The following is a 15,912-nucleotide window of genomic DNA, read 5'->3' as shown; positions in this document are numbered from 1 at the left end:
TCATGTCTGCCCCCACGCTGGAATCCGCCTTTGTCCGCATTCTGATCAACGACAGCGCAGGCCGTGCCGCTGCCGGAACTGGTTTTCTGGCTGCGCCGCGCCATGTGCTGACCTGCGCCCATGTGGTCAACACCGCCCTGCGGCGCGGGGAATATGAGCCTGAGCATCCTGACAGGCTCATTTCTCTCGACTTCGCCTTGCTGCCCGGCCAGCCATTGATGCAGGCAAAAGTCTTGCACTGGTTTCCGGCGCGGAAGAATGCCGCTGTCGGCGAGCTGGAAGACATCGCTGTGCTGGAGTTGCCGGAAGATGCGCCGCTGCCAGCCGGAGCGCAGCCCGCGCCCTTGGTGCTGTTCGAGGAGCATTGGGGCAGACAGGTCAGGCTGCAAGGTTTTTCTGTGCCTGCGGGCACCTGCGCCAATCTGACTTTGCAAGGACTGAACACGCAGGGGCTGATTGAGCTGCACCACCAAGGCAGCGGCGTGGTTGCGCCCGGTTTCAGCGGCACAGCGGTCTGGTCGGTGCAGGAAAATGCGGTCTGCGGCATGGCGGTGGCGGTGTGGAAAGAACTCAACACCGCGTATATGATTCCTGCCGCCACGCTGATTCAAGCCTTTCCTGAGCTGGACAGATGCAGCCGCCCGGTCAATCCCTACCGGGGCATGGAAGCCTTCCGGGAGAAAGATGCCCAATTCTATTTCGGCAGAGAGGCGGACGCAGCCGCGCTGCGGCAGAAAATCGAACAGCAGCCCTTCACAGCGGTAATCGGCGCGAGTGGCAGCGGCAAATCTTCCTTAGTTTTTGCCGGACTGCTGCCCATCCTACTCCAGAGCGGCGGCTGGCTGCTTGCCGCCTGCCGTCCCAAGCAGCAGCCTTTTCACGAGCTGGCCGCCAGTCTGATTCCCTTCCTCTACGAGGACGAGCTGGAGCGGGTGAAGAAAAGCAGGCAGTGCGCCGCTGACCTATTTTCTGGAGAGCTGCACCTGTCTGACCTGCTTCAGCGCATTGCCGAGCGCAACGACTGCTGCCGTTTCCTCCTTCTTGTTGATCAATTTGAAGAACTCTACACCCTGAACGCGGACAGAGCCTTGGCCCGTGCCTTTGTCGCCCAGCTTTTGGCGACGCAGTCCGAGGGATTCAGGGCGGTCATCACCCTGCGGGCGGATTTTCTCGAAGCCGCGCTCGGTGACGGGGACTTTGCCAAGGCCCTGAACGACTGCCCGCCGCTGCACCTGTCGCCGATGGACAGCCACGGGCTGCGCTTGGCGGTGGAGGGGCCTGCGGAATTGCTCGGCACCCGTTTTGAGGCAGGCTTGACCGATCTGATTGTTGCGGATGTGGGCACTGAACCGGGCGGCCTGCCGCTGTTGGAATTCTGCCTGACCCAACTTTGGGAGCAGCAGGCGTTCCGGCAGATCAACCATGCGGCCTACAAGAGCGGCGGCGGCGTGCGGCAGGCTTTAGCCCGTCATGCAGACACGGTGCTGGCGGAGTTTGATCAGGAGGCAGTCCGCCGGATTTTCCTCAAATTGGTGCGGCCCGGCCAAGGCACGGAAGACACCCGGCAGGTGGCAGCTCTGGCGGATTTTCAGGAAGAGCAGCGCGGGCTGATCAAGCAGCTTGCTGACCGGCGGCTCTTGGTCACGTCCGGCGATGAGGCCGGGCCGCAGGTGGAGGTGGCGCATGAGGCCCTGATCCGGCATTGGCAGACCTTGCGCAGATGGGTGGATGCGGAGCGGGACTTTCTCGTCTGGCGGGACAAGCTGCGGGTGCTGCTGCGGCAGTGGCAGGAGAGCGGCCATGATGAGGGAGCCTTGCTGCGCGGTTTTCCGCTGGATGAGGCGTTGCAGTGGCGGGGCAGTCATACGGAGCATCTGGATGAGAAGGAGCTGGAGTTCATCCGGGAGAGCGAGGCGGCGCGAAAGAAGCAGCGGAGGAGGAAAGGCATTGCCGCAGGTGCGGGGCTGCTGCTTGCCGCAGCGGTGATGGCGGTGTTTTTTGTGCTGTGGAAGGATGCAGAGCGGCAGAAGGTGGTGGCCGAGCAGAAGACTGTTGAGGCGCAAAAAGAGAAAGATAAGGCGGAACAGCAGACCTTTACAGCCAATTATAATCTTGCCAAGGCGTTTGAAGAAAAGGCACTGACCGCGCTGAAAGCCGCCAGTGGACAAGGCGATGTGGAATACAAAAAGGCTATACTCTTTGCCGCCGCAGCCTTAACGCAGACAACTCCAGCTGATGCAACGAACATACAAGCTGCTTCTGTAGGCAGTCTTTTTTTACCTGCCGTCTTTCATGCCGGATTTCTGGAATTGACTGTTTTTAAAGGACATGAGAAGCTTGTCCACAGTGCGTCGTTCAGCCCGGACGGCAAAACCATCGTCTCGGCTTCTTGGGATAAAACCGTTCGTCTCTGGGACGCATCCAGCGGCAAGGAGCTGGCTGTCCTCAAGGGGCATGAGAGGTATGTCCACAGTGCGTCGTTCAGCCCGGACGGCACGGCCATTGTCTCCGCTTCGAGTGACAATACTGTTCGTCTTTGGGACGCATCCAGCGGCAAAGAGCTGGCTGTCCTCAAGGGGCATGAGAGGACTGTCAACAGCGCGTCGTTCAGCGCGGATGGCAAGACCATTGTCTCCGCTTCCGAGGACAGCACTGTTCGTCTCTGGGACGCATCCAGCGGCAAGGAGCTGGCTGTCTTCAAGGGGCATGAAGGGACTGTCTTCAGCGCGTCGTTCAGCCCGGACGGAAAGACTATTGTTTCGGCTTCCGATGACAAAACCGTTCGTCTCTGGGACATACCCAGCGGCAAGGAGCTGGCTGTTTTCAAGGGGCATGATAAATGGGTATACAGCGCGTCGTTCAGCGCGGATGGCAAGACCATTGTCTCCGCTTCCGAGGACAGCACTGTTCGTCTCTGGGACGCATCCAGCGGCAAGGAGCTGGCTGTCTTCAAGGGGCATGAGGGGAATGTCTTCAGCGCATCGTTCAGCCCGGACGGCACGGCCATTGTCTCCGCTTCGAGTGACAATACTGTTCGTCTTTGGGACGCATCCAGCGGCAAGGAGCTGGCTGTCTTCAAAGGACATGAGAATTATGTCTTCAGCGCGTCGTTCAGCCCGGACGGCAAGACCATTGTCTCCGCTTCGGGTGACCCCGTATTGACTTCTAAGGATAGTACCATTCGTCTCTGGGACGCATCCAGCGGCAAGAATCTGGCTATCTTCAAGGGGCACGAGAAATGGGTATACAGCGCGTCGTTCAGCCCGGATGGCAAGACCATTGTCTCCGCTTCGGGTGACAAGACTGTTCGTCTCTGGGACGCATCCAGTGGCAAGGAGCTGATTGTCTTCAAAGGACATGAGAATGATGTCAAGAGCGTGTCGTTCAGCCCGGACGGCAAGACCATTGTCTCCGCTTCGGGTGACAAGACTGTTCGTCTTTGGGACGCATCCAGCGGCAAGGAGCTGGCTGTCTTCAAAGGACATGAGAATGATGTCAAGAGCGTGTCGTTCAGCCCGGACGGCAAGACTATTGTCTCCGCTTCGGGTGACAAGACTGTTCGTCTCTGGGACGCAAGGAGCGGCAAGGAGCTGATTGTCTTCAAAGGACATGAGAATGATGTCAACAGCGCGTCGTTCAGCCCGGACGGCAAGACTATTGTCTCCGCTTCGGGTGATCACTTGTCGTTTTTTTCAAAGGACAATACCGTTCGTCTCTGGGACGCATCCAGCGGCAAGGAGCTGGCTGTCTTCAAAGGACACGAGAATTATGTCAACAGCGCGTCGTTCAGCCCGGACGGCAAGACCATTGTCTCCGCTTCGGGTGACCCCTTGTCGATTTCAAAGGACGATACCGTTCGTCTCTGGGACGCATCCAGCGGCAAGGAGCTATCTGTCTTTAAGGGACATGACGCGCCTGTCCACAGCGTGTCGTTCAGCCCAGACGGCAAGACCATTGTCTCCGCTTCGGGTGACCCCGTATCGACTTCTATGAACAGTACTATACGTCTTTTGGATACATCCAACGGCAAGGATTTGGCTGTCTTCAAGGGACATGAGAAGACTGTCCGCAGCGCGTCGTTCAGCCCGGACGGCAAGATCATAGTCTCGGCTTCCGATGACAATACCGTGCGGCTCTGGGATTTGCGCTTTCACCATCTTTTCTTGTCCGCTGATTTTAAGAAACCCACGCCCCTTTACTTCACCTTCATCGAAGCCGTAAAATTCCTCTGGGAATTGGACGTGCAGGGCCTTGAAATCGTGCATAAGGAACGCACCCCAGCGGACATGGAACGCTTCGGCAGCCTGCTTGCGCCCCCGCCGCCCGGCCAAAGCAAATTCGACCAAGTGCTGGAATGGGCGGAGAAGCAGCAGGGGAAGTGAGGGCTTAATAGGAAGAGGCTGAACCCAATCTTCTCTGTGCAATTGAGCCAGGGATTGTGTTATGCCGGAAGAATCCAGCAAACTCTAACCTGAATAACTTCATGAACATTCACTACGAAGGACTTCCCGCCTCCCTGCTGACGCTGGGCAAGCCGGACTGGAACGATGCTGACTGGCAGAAGAAATATCAGCCGCTTGGCTTTTCTCTTGAGCATGTGCCGGATTTGATCCGCATGGCCGTCGATGAAGAGCTGAATCAGGCTGATTCAGAAAGCGCGGCAATTTGGGCGCCGGTTCATGCGTGGCGGATATTGGGCGTGCTGCGGGCGGCGGAGGCCATCAAACCGCTGCTGGATATGCTTGGCCTTGACGACGAGAACGACTGGGCAATGGAGGAACTTCCCAAAGTTTTGGCTATGATCGGCGAGCCAGCCCTGCGCCCCTTGACGTGGCAGCTTGCTGATTTGAAACGCGCAATGTATGCGCGGTCAGGGGCTGCTGAAGCCTTGACCCAGATGCCGCAGCAGCATCCTGAACTCCGGCAGGAATGCGTCAACCGGCTGGAGCGCGAGCTGGCGGCCCGGCGCAAGGAAAATGACCACACGCTCAACGGCTTTATCGTTGCCGACCTGATTGCCCTCAAGGCGGTTGAGACCATGCCGACCATCCGGCAGGCGTATCAGGAACGCTGTGTTGATTTAACCATTTGCGGCGACCTTGAAGAGGTGGAGTTGTCATTCGGCCTCCGGGAGCAACGCTCCACGCCGCGTCCGCGCCTGTTTCCGCGCAGTCTTTTTTCATCCAAGAAGAAGAAAAGGGCGAGCGGAAAAATCGGCAGAAATGATCTCTGCCCTTGCGACAGCGGCAAAAAATATAAACAATGCTGCTGGGGCAAATAACCAGCAAGCGCACTCTGATTTCATCTTTTTCAATGTTCATGAACTACATCAGCACACGCGGCGGCATCACGCCTGTTCCTTTTGACCAAGCCGTGATGATGGGCCTGGCGCGGGACGGCGGCCTGCTCCTGCCGGAACGCCTGCCCACGATTGAGCCAACCTTGCTCAATGCTTGGCAGACCCTTTCCTATCAAGATTTGGCTTTGGAAGTGCTCTCGCTCTTCACCGGCGACATGCCTCGCGCCGATCTGGAAGACATGATCGAGCGGGCCTGCAGCAGCTTCCGCCACCCGCAGGTGACACCGCTGCGCCAGGTCGGCGATTTGCACATTCTGGAGCTGTTCCACGGCCCGACGCTCGCTTTCAAAGACGTGGCCCTTCAGCTGCTTGGCAATCTCTTCGAGTACGAGCTGAACAAGAGCGGCGGCTTCATGAATATCATCGGCGCGACCTCCGGCGACACCGGCAGCGCGGCGATTTATGGTGTGCGGGGCCGGAAAGGCATCAACATTTTCATCCTCCACCCGCATGGCCGCACCAGTCCGATTCAGGCCCTGCAAATGACCACAGTCACGGACGCGAACGTCTTCAACATCGCGGTGCGCGGCACCTTTGACGATGCGCAGGCCATTGTCAAGACCCTGTTCAACGATCTGGACTTCCGCGACAAATACCGCTTGGGCGCGATCAACTCCATCAACTGGGCGCGGGTGCTGGCGCAGGTGGTGTATTATGTTTTCGCCTTCCTTAAACTGCGCAAGAGCGGCTGCGAATCGGTTGATTTTTCCGTGCCGACCGGCAACTTCGGCGACATCTTCGCTGGCTATGTGGCCAAGCGTCTGCTGCCAGCAGGCTGCATCAACCGCTTGATTCTCGCCACAAACTCGAACGACATCTTGGCCCGCTTTGTCAATCAGGGTGATTATTCCATCGCCGGGGCCGTGTCGCCGACCTTCAGCCCCTCGATGGACATTCAGATCGCCTCCAATTTCGAGAGGTATCTGTATTATCTCCTCAATGAGGACGGCGGCAGGGTGAAGGCAGAAATGGAGCATTTTGCCGCGACCGGGCGGATGGATTTGTCCGGCTGCATTGAGGAAGTGCGCCGCGACTTCGCTGCCCGTGCGGTTTCCGAGGAAGAGACCATCGCCACCATCCGCCAAACGCATCAGGAGCATGGCTATCTGCTCGATCCGCACACGGCGGTCGGCGTGAAGGCCGCGCTGGAGCTGAAGGAAGAACGTCCTGTGGTCTGCTTGGCCACAGCGCATCCGGCCAAGTTCGGCGACGCAGTGCGCCAAGCTATCGGCAAAGAAGTGGAGCTGCCGCCTGCGCTGGCCGGTCTTTCCAAGCTGGAAAGCCGCTGCGAGGTGATGGATGCGCAGGCGGAGCTGATCCGGGCGTATGTGCAAAACAATGCACTGCTGTAAAGTGTCTCTCCTGCGCCTTCTCTGAAAAAGCACTCTCGTGCAAGCTGCCGTCGCATGAGAGATGTACGCGCCATTGCACGGGAGAGGTGCACACCATTGATCGAGAGAAGTATCCATCATTGCACTCTCGTGCAAGGAGCGGTCGCACTCCGCTGCAATCCATTGTTGCATTCCAATGCAAGTATATGTGCGATGCAGCAGAGGCGAAAAATTTTTCGCCCCTGCATCTAACTTTTTCCATACTTCAGCACGGATGCGTCATATTTTGCTTGACAGGCATGGCGCACCGCTGTATTTTGCCGGAAGCAGCAGTGTCCCACCTCGCTTATCCCGCCTTTTTCACAGGAGAATCATCATGGCCACGCTTCAATGGCGACCGGCAGTCAACGCGCTCACCAAACCTGTTTCCTACCGCATCCAGATTATTCCCCGCAACGTTGCGGGCTATGAGGAAATGGCCGCTGACATCTCCGCCGCGCACCCCAATTACAACGCCGATCTGGTGCGCTCGCTCGCCCCGCTGATGATGGAGTGGATTCAGAACAGGATGATCAACGGCGATCAGGTCACGCTGCCCAACGCCTTCATCTTCGGCGTTTCCGCCCAAGGGCGTTTGGACAGCCCTGATGCGCCCCTGCCTGATGATGAGGACATGCTTCAGGTGAGCATCAGCGGCACCCGTGACTTCATGCGCAGGCTGCGTGCGGAAGCCCGGCTGGAACGTCTGACCATGAACAAGAAGCTCCCGAACATCACTTCAGCGGAAGACACCAAGCTCAAGCTGGCTGATGTGCTCAACCCGGCGGGCCTGCTGCGTCTGAGCGGCAGCAATTTGTATTTTGATGAGAACGACCCGCATTGCAGCTGCGTGATCCGGGGCACGGAGAGCGGCGAGAAAAAACAAAGCACTTTCGGCACGGTCTCCAACTCTGAGATACTGCTTGCGCCCGACATCCCGGCCCAGTCCCACCCGTGGAACAATGAGCACACCATCAGCGTGACCACTCAGTACACTGAGCACGGCACCCCGCGCACCGGCACCTATGAGCGCAGGCTGCGCAGCCCGCTGGCAGTCCCGAATATGGGACACCCGCATCCGCCTGAGACCGGCATTCTCACTGGCAGCGCAGCCGCGCCGCATGTCAAAATCACCGGCGGCTCGGTTTCGGCGGACGAACGCCTGCGCATTCAGGTGATTCAAGACCTGCCAGCAGGGCGGCTGCTCTTTTCGCTGATTGATATGAAGGCGGATGGCGCGGGCGGAAATGAAATCCCGGTGACACAGAACGGGGCATACACTCTGCCGGGTTTTGCTGGTTCCGCTGTGAGCAACTTGGAGATCGCCGTGAATAATTACGCCGCGCTCTGGGAGATGCTCCGCAATGACTATAACGGCAGGCTGGTGGATATTCTGGATGTGAGGGTGTAGGAGTGATTTTTGTGCCTCCGCAACTGCGAGGTTGCGGAAAGGGGTTGTGGTACTGGCACTGGCAAGAGTACTCTTTTTACTCTCAAACGTTTTTAGGTGAGTTATGTTTTTAAGGTATCTTAGAAAACATAACTCACAGGAGAATCCATAAGATGGATCTAAGAGAGGCACTTTTACGTGATGCCTTAGATGCTTATCAGAAAGAATATCGAGAACTAATGGATATATGGAAAAATTTGGAAGGAAAGGCTCAATGGATCGTTACGGTGTCTGGAATTTTTTTCGCAGGGATGTTCGCTTTTATTCGCAATCCCTTGTTACAGCCTGTTCACTATTATGAACAATGCTTGCTTACAGCCTCTGTAGTTTTGCTTGTCTTGAGCGTTGTTTCAGCATTATTGGCACAGCGGCTTTTTGATGTTCAGAAAGCTCCTTATGGTGATCTGTTGGGTGCGTTGGTTAAAGACCTAATAGATTCTGATGAAATCTCTTCCGATCGTATTTATTGTTATCTCGCTGAACAGGGTACTTTTTGGAAGGAAACTAATTTAACAGTTCAGATAGTTAACAAGAAAAAGATAGCAAGTCTATTGTGTGCGCAATGTTTTCTTGTTTTATCAATATTGTGCTGTGTGATTTACACTATTATTAAAATATGGGGTAACCAACCATGACTGACAAGGTAAGAAAATGTCTCAAGTGTTGTAGAGATGCTGAAATTAATAGTAATTATTGTCATTATCATCGACCGGAAGCTGGTAGAAGGACACGTGCATTTGCTCATGTTGAGTATCGCTGCTCCAATAAGAAAAAACAAACAGCAAAACGAGAAAAAGTAACAGCAAAGATGCTAAGAAGCATAACACAGATAAGTAAAAAATAGCGAGTAGGCTGGGCAAACAGCTTTATCGTTTGCCCACGCAAACCGACATACTTGGCGGGAAAAAGCCGCTTGCCCGCCCTACGGTGCTTAAAAAGGCATGAGATTGTATCTTGATATCAGAAAAGCTGTTGAAATACTTATCGAGAAGCTCGGCGAAGTGGAGGCAATTCGTTTTCTTGCTCTCTCGAAAACAAAGCGAATGGAATCTGTTGAGCGGCACAGAATTTGGCAGGAGAGCTTGAAGAAAGAAGAGTTCTTTGCTGAATCCTTCAAATAAGATCAATAAACTTAACCCCCTTCCTCGCCCGCAGGACAGCCTGTTGTCCTGCCAATTGCATTTGCTTTCTCAATTTCCTGCTTTCATTCTGTCTGTATATATGATAGCATTCAAATAAAACCATACACTGAGCATGGTGCCGAAAGTCGTAATTGATACAAATATTATTGTGTCAGCATTGATAAGCAACGATGGAAGTTACTCAAGAAAGATTATTGAAAAAGTTTTTAAAGACGAGATTACTCCGCTTATGGGAGAGGCGTTGTTCAATGAACACATTGAGGTTGCTGGCAGACAGGATATATTCAAATCATGCGTTTTAGATGAGGTGGAAAGAGGAGAGTTACATGAAATGTTGCCGTTGGTGCAGGATTTACTACACTTGGAGGCCAAACCTTCAGGATGAAGGTGACAATCACATCATTGAACTGGCTGTCGCGGGAGGAGCTGGCTACATCATTACTAAGAACATTAAAGATTTAAAAAGCGGGGAGCTTTTGTTCGATAACTTGCGGATTGTCACGCCTGATGAATTTATTGAGGAGGCACTATGGGAACAGTTACAGTAAGACTGCCAGATGATACCCACAGAAGAGTCAAGGAGCTGGCGGCATCAAGACAAACGAGTGTCAATAAACTCTATGAAGAATTCACGATAATGGCTTTATCTGCATTTGATGCTGAAAACCGTTTTAAAGCTATGGCAGGCAAAGGCAATAAAAAGCGTGGGCTTGAATTATTAAAGAAACTTCAAACCCATTACGATGAATAGCAGACAGTAAGGTTCCCTAAGCGAAGTCGAAGGGCATATAAGCGGGTGTCTCCCATCCATCCACATTCAGTGAGGCAGGAAAGCCGCTGCTGGCATAAACACCACTACCATTCAGGAGAAACGACATGAACATAGAGAATTTGCTCGGCAAAATGCTTCAGGAGGCGATGGGAGGCGGCAATCAGGCATCGCATGGGTATCATCACGGTCAGAACCGACATTCGTCCGGTTCAGGCTCGCTGCTTGGCAGTCTGACCGAGCAACTGACCTCCGGCAAAGGGCTGATGACCGCCATCGGGCTTGGCGTAGGGGCCTATGAAATTTTCCGCGGCGGCCAGCAGCAAAGCCAGCCGCAGGCTGGGGCGAACTGGGGCGGCAATCCCATGCCTGCCGCAGCTCCGGTTCCTCCACCTCCCCCGCCGCCAGCAGCAGGAGGCAGCGTTATTCCTGCGCCGTCGTCTGCGCCAGTCACTCCTCCTGCGGCGAAATTTGACGAGCAGGAATTGGCACGCCGCCTGATTCGGGTTATGATTGCCGCCGCCCACGCTGACGGCACATTGGATGCGGAGGAGGAAAAAAACATCCTCGACCGTTTGCGCGGCGCGGAGCTGTCGCAGGAGGAAAAAATGTTCCTGCTGGAGGAACTGCATCACCCGCGCAATATCGCCGAACTGGCCGAAGGTCTGAGCGGCTCGGTCCGTTTGGCGCAGACGGTGTATGCGGTGGCCCTTTCCGCCATCACCGTGGACACCGAAAGCGAACGCCGCTGGCTGGACGAGCTGGGCGCGGCCCTTGGCCTCAGCGCGGAAATCCGCCGCTTCATCGAAGAAACCCGTTAACCAGTTCATGAAACCACCCTCTTTCCCTGCGCTTTCTCAAGACTGCCGCCTCGTTGACACCCACTGCCATTTGGACATGCCTGAATATCAGGCCGATCTTGACGCAGTGATCAGCACGGCCCGGCAGCGCGGCGTGGGCCGGATCATCACCATCGGCATTGATCTGGCCAGCTCGCGCCGGGCGGTGGAGCTGGCCGGGCAATATGCGGACGTGTATGCCGCTGTCGGCATCCATCCGCACGATGCGGCCACGGCGGACGACGAGGCTTTCCGCCAGCTCCGCGATTTGGCCGCCGCGCCCAAGGTGGTTGGCTTTGGCGAAATTGGGCTTGATTATGCCAAGAATTATTCGGCCAAAGAGGTGCAGCTACCTGTCTTCATCCACCAGCTTGAGCTGGCCAAGGAACTTGCCCTGCCGCTGATCATCCACGACCGCGACGCGCACGAGGACTGCCTGCGCCTGCTGCGGGAAAAAGGGTCGTTCCCACGCGGCGGCGTGATGCACTGCTTCACCGGCGACAGAAGGCTGGCCGAGCAGGTGCTGGAGCTGGGCTTTTACCTGTCTATTCCGGGCATCATTACGTTTCCCAAAGCGGAAAGCCTGCGCGAAGTCGTGCGCGGCCTGCCGCTGGACCGGCTGCTGCTGGAAACCGATGGCCCATTCCTCGCGCCGGTGCCGTTTCGGGGTAAATGCTGCCGCCCGGAACATCTGCTCCACACCGCTGCGGCGGTGGCCGAATTGAAAGGCGTGCCGTTGGATGAACTCGCCCGGCAGACCACCTGCAATGCGGAAAAATTGTTTGCTTTCTCAAAATGATCGGCGATAATCTTGCCCATATCCGGGCGGCTGTCCGGGAAGCGGCCCTGCGCTGCGGCAGAAATCCTGACGCAATCAAAATTGTGGCGGTGTCCAAGCATGTCGCCGCCGCACGGCTCATTGAGGCGCAGGTGCACGGCCAGACCATCTTTGGCGAGAATTATCTGCAAGAGGCGGCGGGCAAGATCAACCAGCTGCATGGCCCGCTGGAATGGCACTTTATCGGCCATTTGCAAAGCAACAAAGCCGCGACTGCCGCCGAGCTGTTTCAGGTCATCCAGACTGTTGACCGGCTGAAAATCGCTGCCGCGTTGAACCAGCACGCCGGACGGCTGGGCAAAACGCTGGACGTGCTGGTGCAGGTCAATGTGGGCCGGGAAGCGCAGAAGTCCGGTGTGCTGCCGGAAGATGCCGCAGGCCTGCTGCGGGAGCTGCGCCTGCTGGTCCATCTGCGCGTCCGGGGCCTGATGACCATGCCGCCGCTGGGCCGCGAGCCTGAGGAAAGCCGTCCGTGGTTCCGTTCGCTTAAACAGCTCTCATTGCAGTTGACTGAAGAGGGCTTGTTTTACGACAACAGCGCGGTCGAGCTGTCTATGGGCTTGTCAGGAGATTTCACCGTCGCCATTGAAGAAGGCGCAACGATGATCAGAATCGGCACGGCGATTTTTGGCGAAAGACCGAAATATCCAACTCATGATGTCGTAATATAAAAGGAAGATAATGAAAATAGCAATGATCGGCACCGGCTACGTCGGCCTTGTCACTGGCACCTGCTTGGCGGAGTTCGGCCATGACGTGGTCTGCGTGGACAAAATTGAGGAGAAGATCGTCCGCCTGCGGCAGGGGCAGATTCCGATCTACGAGCCGGGCTTGGATGTGATGGTGGCCAAAAACGTGGCCGAAGGGCGGCTGCGCTTCACCACCAAATTGGACGAGGCGGTGCCGGAGGCGGAGGCGGTCTTCATCGCGGTGGGCACGCCGTCGTCCCGGCGCGGCGACGGCTACGCCGACCTCAGCTACATCTATGCGGCAGCCAAGGAAATCGCCCCCTGCCTGCGCGGCTACACCGTGATCGTGGACAAAAGCACGGTGCCGGTGGGCACAGCCCGGCAAGTGGCCCGCATCATCCGCGAGGCGAATCCGCAGGCGGAATTCGACGTGGCCTCCAACCCGGAATTTCTCCGCGAAGGCGCGGCGATAGCCGACTTCATGCGCCCGGACCGGGTGGTGATCGGCGTGGATTCGGACCGTTCAGAGCAGGTGCTGCGCGAAATCTACAAACCGCTCTATCTGCGCGAAACGCCGATAGTCAGCACGAGCATCGAGACTGCCGAGCTGATCAAATACGCGGCCAACGCCTTCCTGGCGGTGAAAATCAGCTTCATCAACGAAATTGCCTCAGTCTGCGAGGCCGTGGGCGCGGATGTGGCCGCTTTGGCCAAAGGCATCGGCATGGATGGCCGGATCGGCAGCAAATTCCTTCATCCCGGCCCTGGCTATGGCGGCTCCTGCTTCCCGAAAGACACCCTCGCCCTGATGCGCTTGGTGCAGGAATATGGCGAAAGCCTGCGCATCGTTGAGGCGGCAGTGGAAGTGAACGCGGCGCAGAAGGCGCGGATGGTCAAGAAGATTCGCGACGCAATGGGCGGTTCGGAGGCGGGCAAGGTCATCGCGGTGCTCGGCCTGACCTTCAAGCCGGAAACCGATGACATGCGCGACGCGCCCGCAATCACCATTCTTCCGGCCCTGCTGGAAAAAGGCGCGTCAATCCGGGCGCATGACCCGAAAGGCATGAAAGAGGCGCGAAAATATCTGCCCGAAGGTGTGGATTATGTGGAGAATGCCTACGCCGCCTGCGAAGGCGCGGACGCAGTGGTGCTGATGACGGAATGGAATCAGTACCGCGCCCTTGATTTGGAGCGGCTGAAAAAGGCCTTGCGGCAGCCGGTCTTCATTGACCTGCGCAATGTCTATGAGCCTGCGGCGATGAAGGCGCAGGGATTCCGCTATGTGGCGATTGGAAGACGTTGAAACGAAGGCAGGGAGGGCACTTGAAAAAAGCCCTCTCTGCTTTTTTGTTCAGACGGCTTACTTCTTTTTGGCCCCTGAGGCGCGCTTGGCGGCTTTCAGCGGGTTGACTTTGATGGTGACCACTTTGATTTCCGGCTTGGAATGGGTGGCCAAGTTGCAGAAGCCCAGCCGCCATTTCGCCGCCGGCTGCATGAAGGTGCCGCAGTACTGGCTGCTGTTTTCGGCAACAACGCGGTCGCAGCCGCTGCACTTGTCAATGATCGGCTGAAAGCCGCCGGAGCTGTATTTCCCTGCGCTGCTGGTCTGCATTCTGCGAACCTCCTGAAAAAATATGATGTTTTCCTTGAACTGGAAAGAAATCTTGCATACAATACAATAAAACTGGTTGCGCCAAGCTGCCATTTTATAAATGGTATTGCGCTCGCTGTCAACTGTTTATGCGATTTTTCCGGCTGAAAAATATCACTGGTGGGGTCTGAGCGATGCCTGTTTACGTCTGGAAAGGAAAAAATTCCCTCGGCAACAAAATCAAGGGCGAAATTGAAGCGGTGAACGAGGCGGGCGTGCTGGCCCAGCTCAAGCGTCTGCGCATCCAGAATCCGACGGTGAAGGAAAAGCCGAAGGACATGTTTGCCAATGTGGCCTTCATGCAGCCCAAGGTCACAGGCAAGGACATCGTCATCTTTGTCCGGCAGCTGTCCACGATGATTGACGCAGGTCTGCCCTTGGTGCAGAGCCTGCAGATACTTTCCAAGCAGCAGGATAATCCCACCTTTAAGCGGGCGTTGGCGGAAATTCTCAACGATGTTGAGACCGGCATGACGCTGGCCGATGGCATGCGCAAGCATCCAAAAATATTTGACTCACTCTTCGCCAACATGATTGAGGCGGGCGAGGTCGGCGGCATCTTGGACACCATCCTCTCCCGACTTGCGGCGTTCAAAGAAAAATCCATGGCCTTGACGAAAAAAATCAAAGGTGCCATGACCTATCCGGTAATTTGTCTCGGCATCTCCATTCTGATTTTGTCGGTCATCTTGATCTTTGTTATCCCAGTCTTCAAAGATATGTTCGCCAGCATGGGCGGCGCGCTGCCTGCGCCGACGCAAATCGTTGTTGATATGAGCGAATTCGTCAAGGCAAATTTTATGTATATGATTTTTGCAGCTTGGCTGGCGTTTGCCGCTTTTAAAAAATATTACAATACAGAGAAAGGCAGAGTGCAGGTTGATGCCATGATGCTTCATGCGCCAGTGGCAGGCCCGCTGATCCGCAAAGTGGCGGTGGCGAAATTCACCCGCACTCTCAGCACCATGCTGGAAAGCGGTGTGCCGATCTTGGATGCGCTGCAAGTTGTGGCGAAGACCGCAGGCAATAAAATTATTGAGCAGGCGGTGTTTCATGTCGCCAGTTCGATTGCCGAAGGTCGTCCGATTGCCGAACCGCTGGAGGAATCCGGCGTGTTTCCGTCGATGGTTGTGCAGATGATCAACGTCGGCGAATCAGTCGGCGCTCTTGATACGATGCTGTCGAAAATAGCTGATTTCTATGATGAAGAGGTGGATCAGGCAGTTGAGAATTTGACCGCCATGATTGAACCCTTCATGATGGTTTTCCTTGGCGGCATGATCGGCGGCCTAGTCGTTGCCATGTATCTGCCAATATTCACAATGGGTAAAAATATCTGACAGAGGCGGCGGGAAGGCGAAATTATGCCGCCTTCTTCGTTTTTTTCTGATAATTATTGACATTGCCGCTGTCTTTTCTTATAATCCTGAGAAGTTGAGAACAGACAAACGCAGATAACCAACGAGGAACAGCGATGACCCTGACTAAAGCCAATCTCATTCAAGCGGTCTATAAAAAACATCCCAGCCTGACCAAGACGCAGGCTGCCGAATCGGTGGAGACCTTCATTCAGCTCGTCAAAGAGTCCCTGATCAAGGGCGAAGATCTGCTTCTCAGCGGCTTCGGCAAGTTCAATGTGAAGGACAAAAAGCCCCGGCGCGGGCGTAACCCGCAGACCGGCGACGAGCTGATTCTTGATGCCCGCCGGGTTGTGACCTTCAAGCCCTCCGGCATTCTGCGCAGCAAGATCAACAACGGCAAGTAGGACGATGAAGCAAACACCCGCTTTGAACTCCGGGCGGGTG

General features: G+C 55.8%; 15 protein-coding genes. 14 read left to right on the top strand and 1 reads right to left on the bottom strand.

The genetic code is table 11. The features are described 5' to 3' along the window. Positions 1 to 2 precede the first annotated feature (2 nt). The 12 genes from ACNKH6_RS05470 to ACNKH6_RS05415 all read left to right on the top strand — a co-directional run bounded on the left by ACNKH6_RS05470 (position 3) and on the right by ACNKH6_RS05415 (position 13,759). Positions 3 to 4,382: an eIF2A-related protein gene (locus ACNKH6_RS05470; protein ID WP_417914539.1), complete on the top strand. Its 4,380-nt coding sequence runs from the start codon at positions 3 to 5 to the stop codon at positions 4,380 to 4,382. Between the two features lie 101 nt (positions 4,383 to 4,483). After that, positions 4,484 to 5,281, top strand: coding sequence for a DUF1186 domain-containing protein (locus ACNKH6_RS05465; RefSeq protein WP_417914538.1), 798 nt, complete (start codon positions 4,484 to 4,486; stop codon positions 5,279 to 5,281). A 38-nt stretch (positions 5,282 to 5,319) separates the two neighbouring features. Beyond that, positions 5,320 to 6,711, top strand: coding sequence for a threonine synthase (thrC, locus tag ACNKH6_RS05460; protein WP_417914537.1), 1,392 nt, complete (start codon positions 5,320 to 5,322; stop codon positions 6,709 to 6,711). 355 nt (positions 6,712 to 7,066) lie between these two features. Then, positions 7,067 to 8,140: a hypothetical protein gene (locus tag ACNKH6_RS05455; RefSeq protein ID WP_417914536.1), complete on the top strand. Its 1,074-nt coding sequence runs from the start codon at positions 7,067 to 7,069 to the stop codon at positions 8,138 to 8,140. A 152-nt stretch (positions 8,141 to 8,292) separates the two neighbouring features. Next, on the top strand, positions 8,293 to 8,814 hold the full coding sequence (locus ACNKH6_RS05450) for a hypothetical protein (protein ID WP_417914535.1): 522 nt from the start codon (positions 8,293 to 8,295) through the stop codon (positions 8,812 to 8,814). 619 nt (positions 8,815 to 9,433) lie between these two features. Next, the gene (locus tag ACNKH6_RS05445) at positions 9,434 to 9,706 is read left to right on the top strand and encodes a putative toxin-antitoxin system toxin component, PIN family (protein ID WP_417914534.1); all 273 of its coding nucleotides are present in this window, start codon (positions 9,434 to 9,436) and stop codon (positions 9,704 to 9,706) included. Then, entirely contained in the window at positions 9,624 to 9,869 is a 246-nt protein-coding gene (locus tag ACNKH6_RS05440) for a PIN domain-containing protein (protein WP_417914533.1), read from the top strand. The genes ACNKH6_RS05445 and ACNKH6_RS05440 overlap by 83 nt, the downstream gene beginning before the upstream one ends. Then, on the top strand, positions 9,851 to 10,072 hold the full coding sequence (locus ACNKH6_RS05435) for a toxin-antitoxin system HicB family antitoxin (RefSeq protein ID WP_417914532.1): 222 nt from the start codon (positions 9,851 to 9,853) through the stop codon (positions 10,070 to 10,072). The genes ACNKH6_RS05440 and ACNKH6_RS05435 overlap by 19 nt, the downstream gene beginning before the upstream one ends. 125 nt (positions 10,073 to 10,197) lie before the next feature. Then, positions 10,198 to 10,911, top strand: a complete 714-nt coding sequence (locus ACNKH6_RS05430) for a DUF533 domain-containing protein (RefSeq protein WP_417914531.1) — start codon at positions 10,198 to 10,200, stop codon at positions 10,909 to 10,911. A gap of 7 nt (positions 10,912 to 10,918) precedes the next feature. Further along, on the top strand, positions 10,919 to 11,728 hold the full coding sequence (locus ACNKH6_RS05425; protein ID WP_417914530.1) for a TatD family hydrolase: 810 nt from the start codon (positions 10,919 to 10,921) through the stop codon (positions 11,726 to 11,728). After that, positions 11,725 to 12,438: a YggS family pyridoxal phosphate-dependent enzyme gene (locus ACNKH6_RS05420; RefSeq protein ID WP_417914529.1), complete on the top strand. Its 714-nt coding sequence runs from the start codon at positions 11,725 to 11,727 to the stop codon at positions 12,436 to 12,438. Before ACNKH6_RS05425 ends, ACNKH6_RS05420 begins: the two co-directional genes overlap by 4 nt. A 10-nt stretch (positions 12,439 to 12,448) precedes the next feature. Continuing rightward, the gene (locus ACNKH6_RS05415; RefSeq protein ID WP_417914528.1) at positions 12,449 to 13,759 is read left to right on the top strand and encodes a UDP-glucose dehydrogenase family protein; all 1,311 of its coding nucleotides are present in this window, start codon (positions 12,449 to 12,451) and stop codon (positions 13,757 to 13,759) included. A 57-nt stretch (positions 13,760 to 13,816) separates the two neighbouring features. On the opposite strand, the gene ACNKH6_RS05410 is transcribed toward ACNKH6_RS05415, so the two are convergent. Next, positions 13,817 to 14,068, bottom strand: coding sequence for a PxxKW family cysteine-rich protein (locus tag ACNKH6_RS05410; protein WP_417914527.1), 252 nt, complete (start codon positions 14,066 to 14,068; stop codon positions 13,817 to 13,819). Between the two features lie 173 nt (positions 14,069 to 14,241). Here ACNKH6_RS05410 and ACNKH6_RS05405 point away from each other — a divergent pair, with 173 nt between their 5' ends. Next, entirely contained in the window at positions 14,242 to 15,447 is a 1,206-nt protein-coding gene (locus ACNKH6_RS05405) for a type II secretion system F family protein (protein ID WP_417914526.1), read from the top strand. 134 nt (positions 15,448 to 15,581) lie between these two features. Continuing rightward, positions 15,582 to 15,872 (top strand): integration host factor subunit alpha, encoded by a 291-nt coding sequence (locus tag ACNKH6_RS05400; protein ID WP_417914525.1) that lies wholly within the window; start codon positions 15,582 to 15,584, stop codon positions 15,870 to 15,872. Positions 15,873 to 15,912 lie beyond the last annotated feature (40 nt).

Origin of the sequence: Candidatus Electronema sp. JM, assembly GCF_048287415.1 — a bacterium.
Lineage (GTDB): Bacteria > Desulfobacterota > Desulfobulbia > Desulfobulbales > Desulfobulbaceae > Electronema.
Note: the sequence above shows the minus strand (reverse complement) of the source record. Positions and strands in the feature narration are given on the sequence as shown.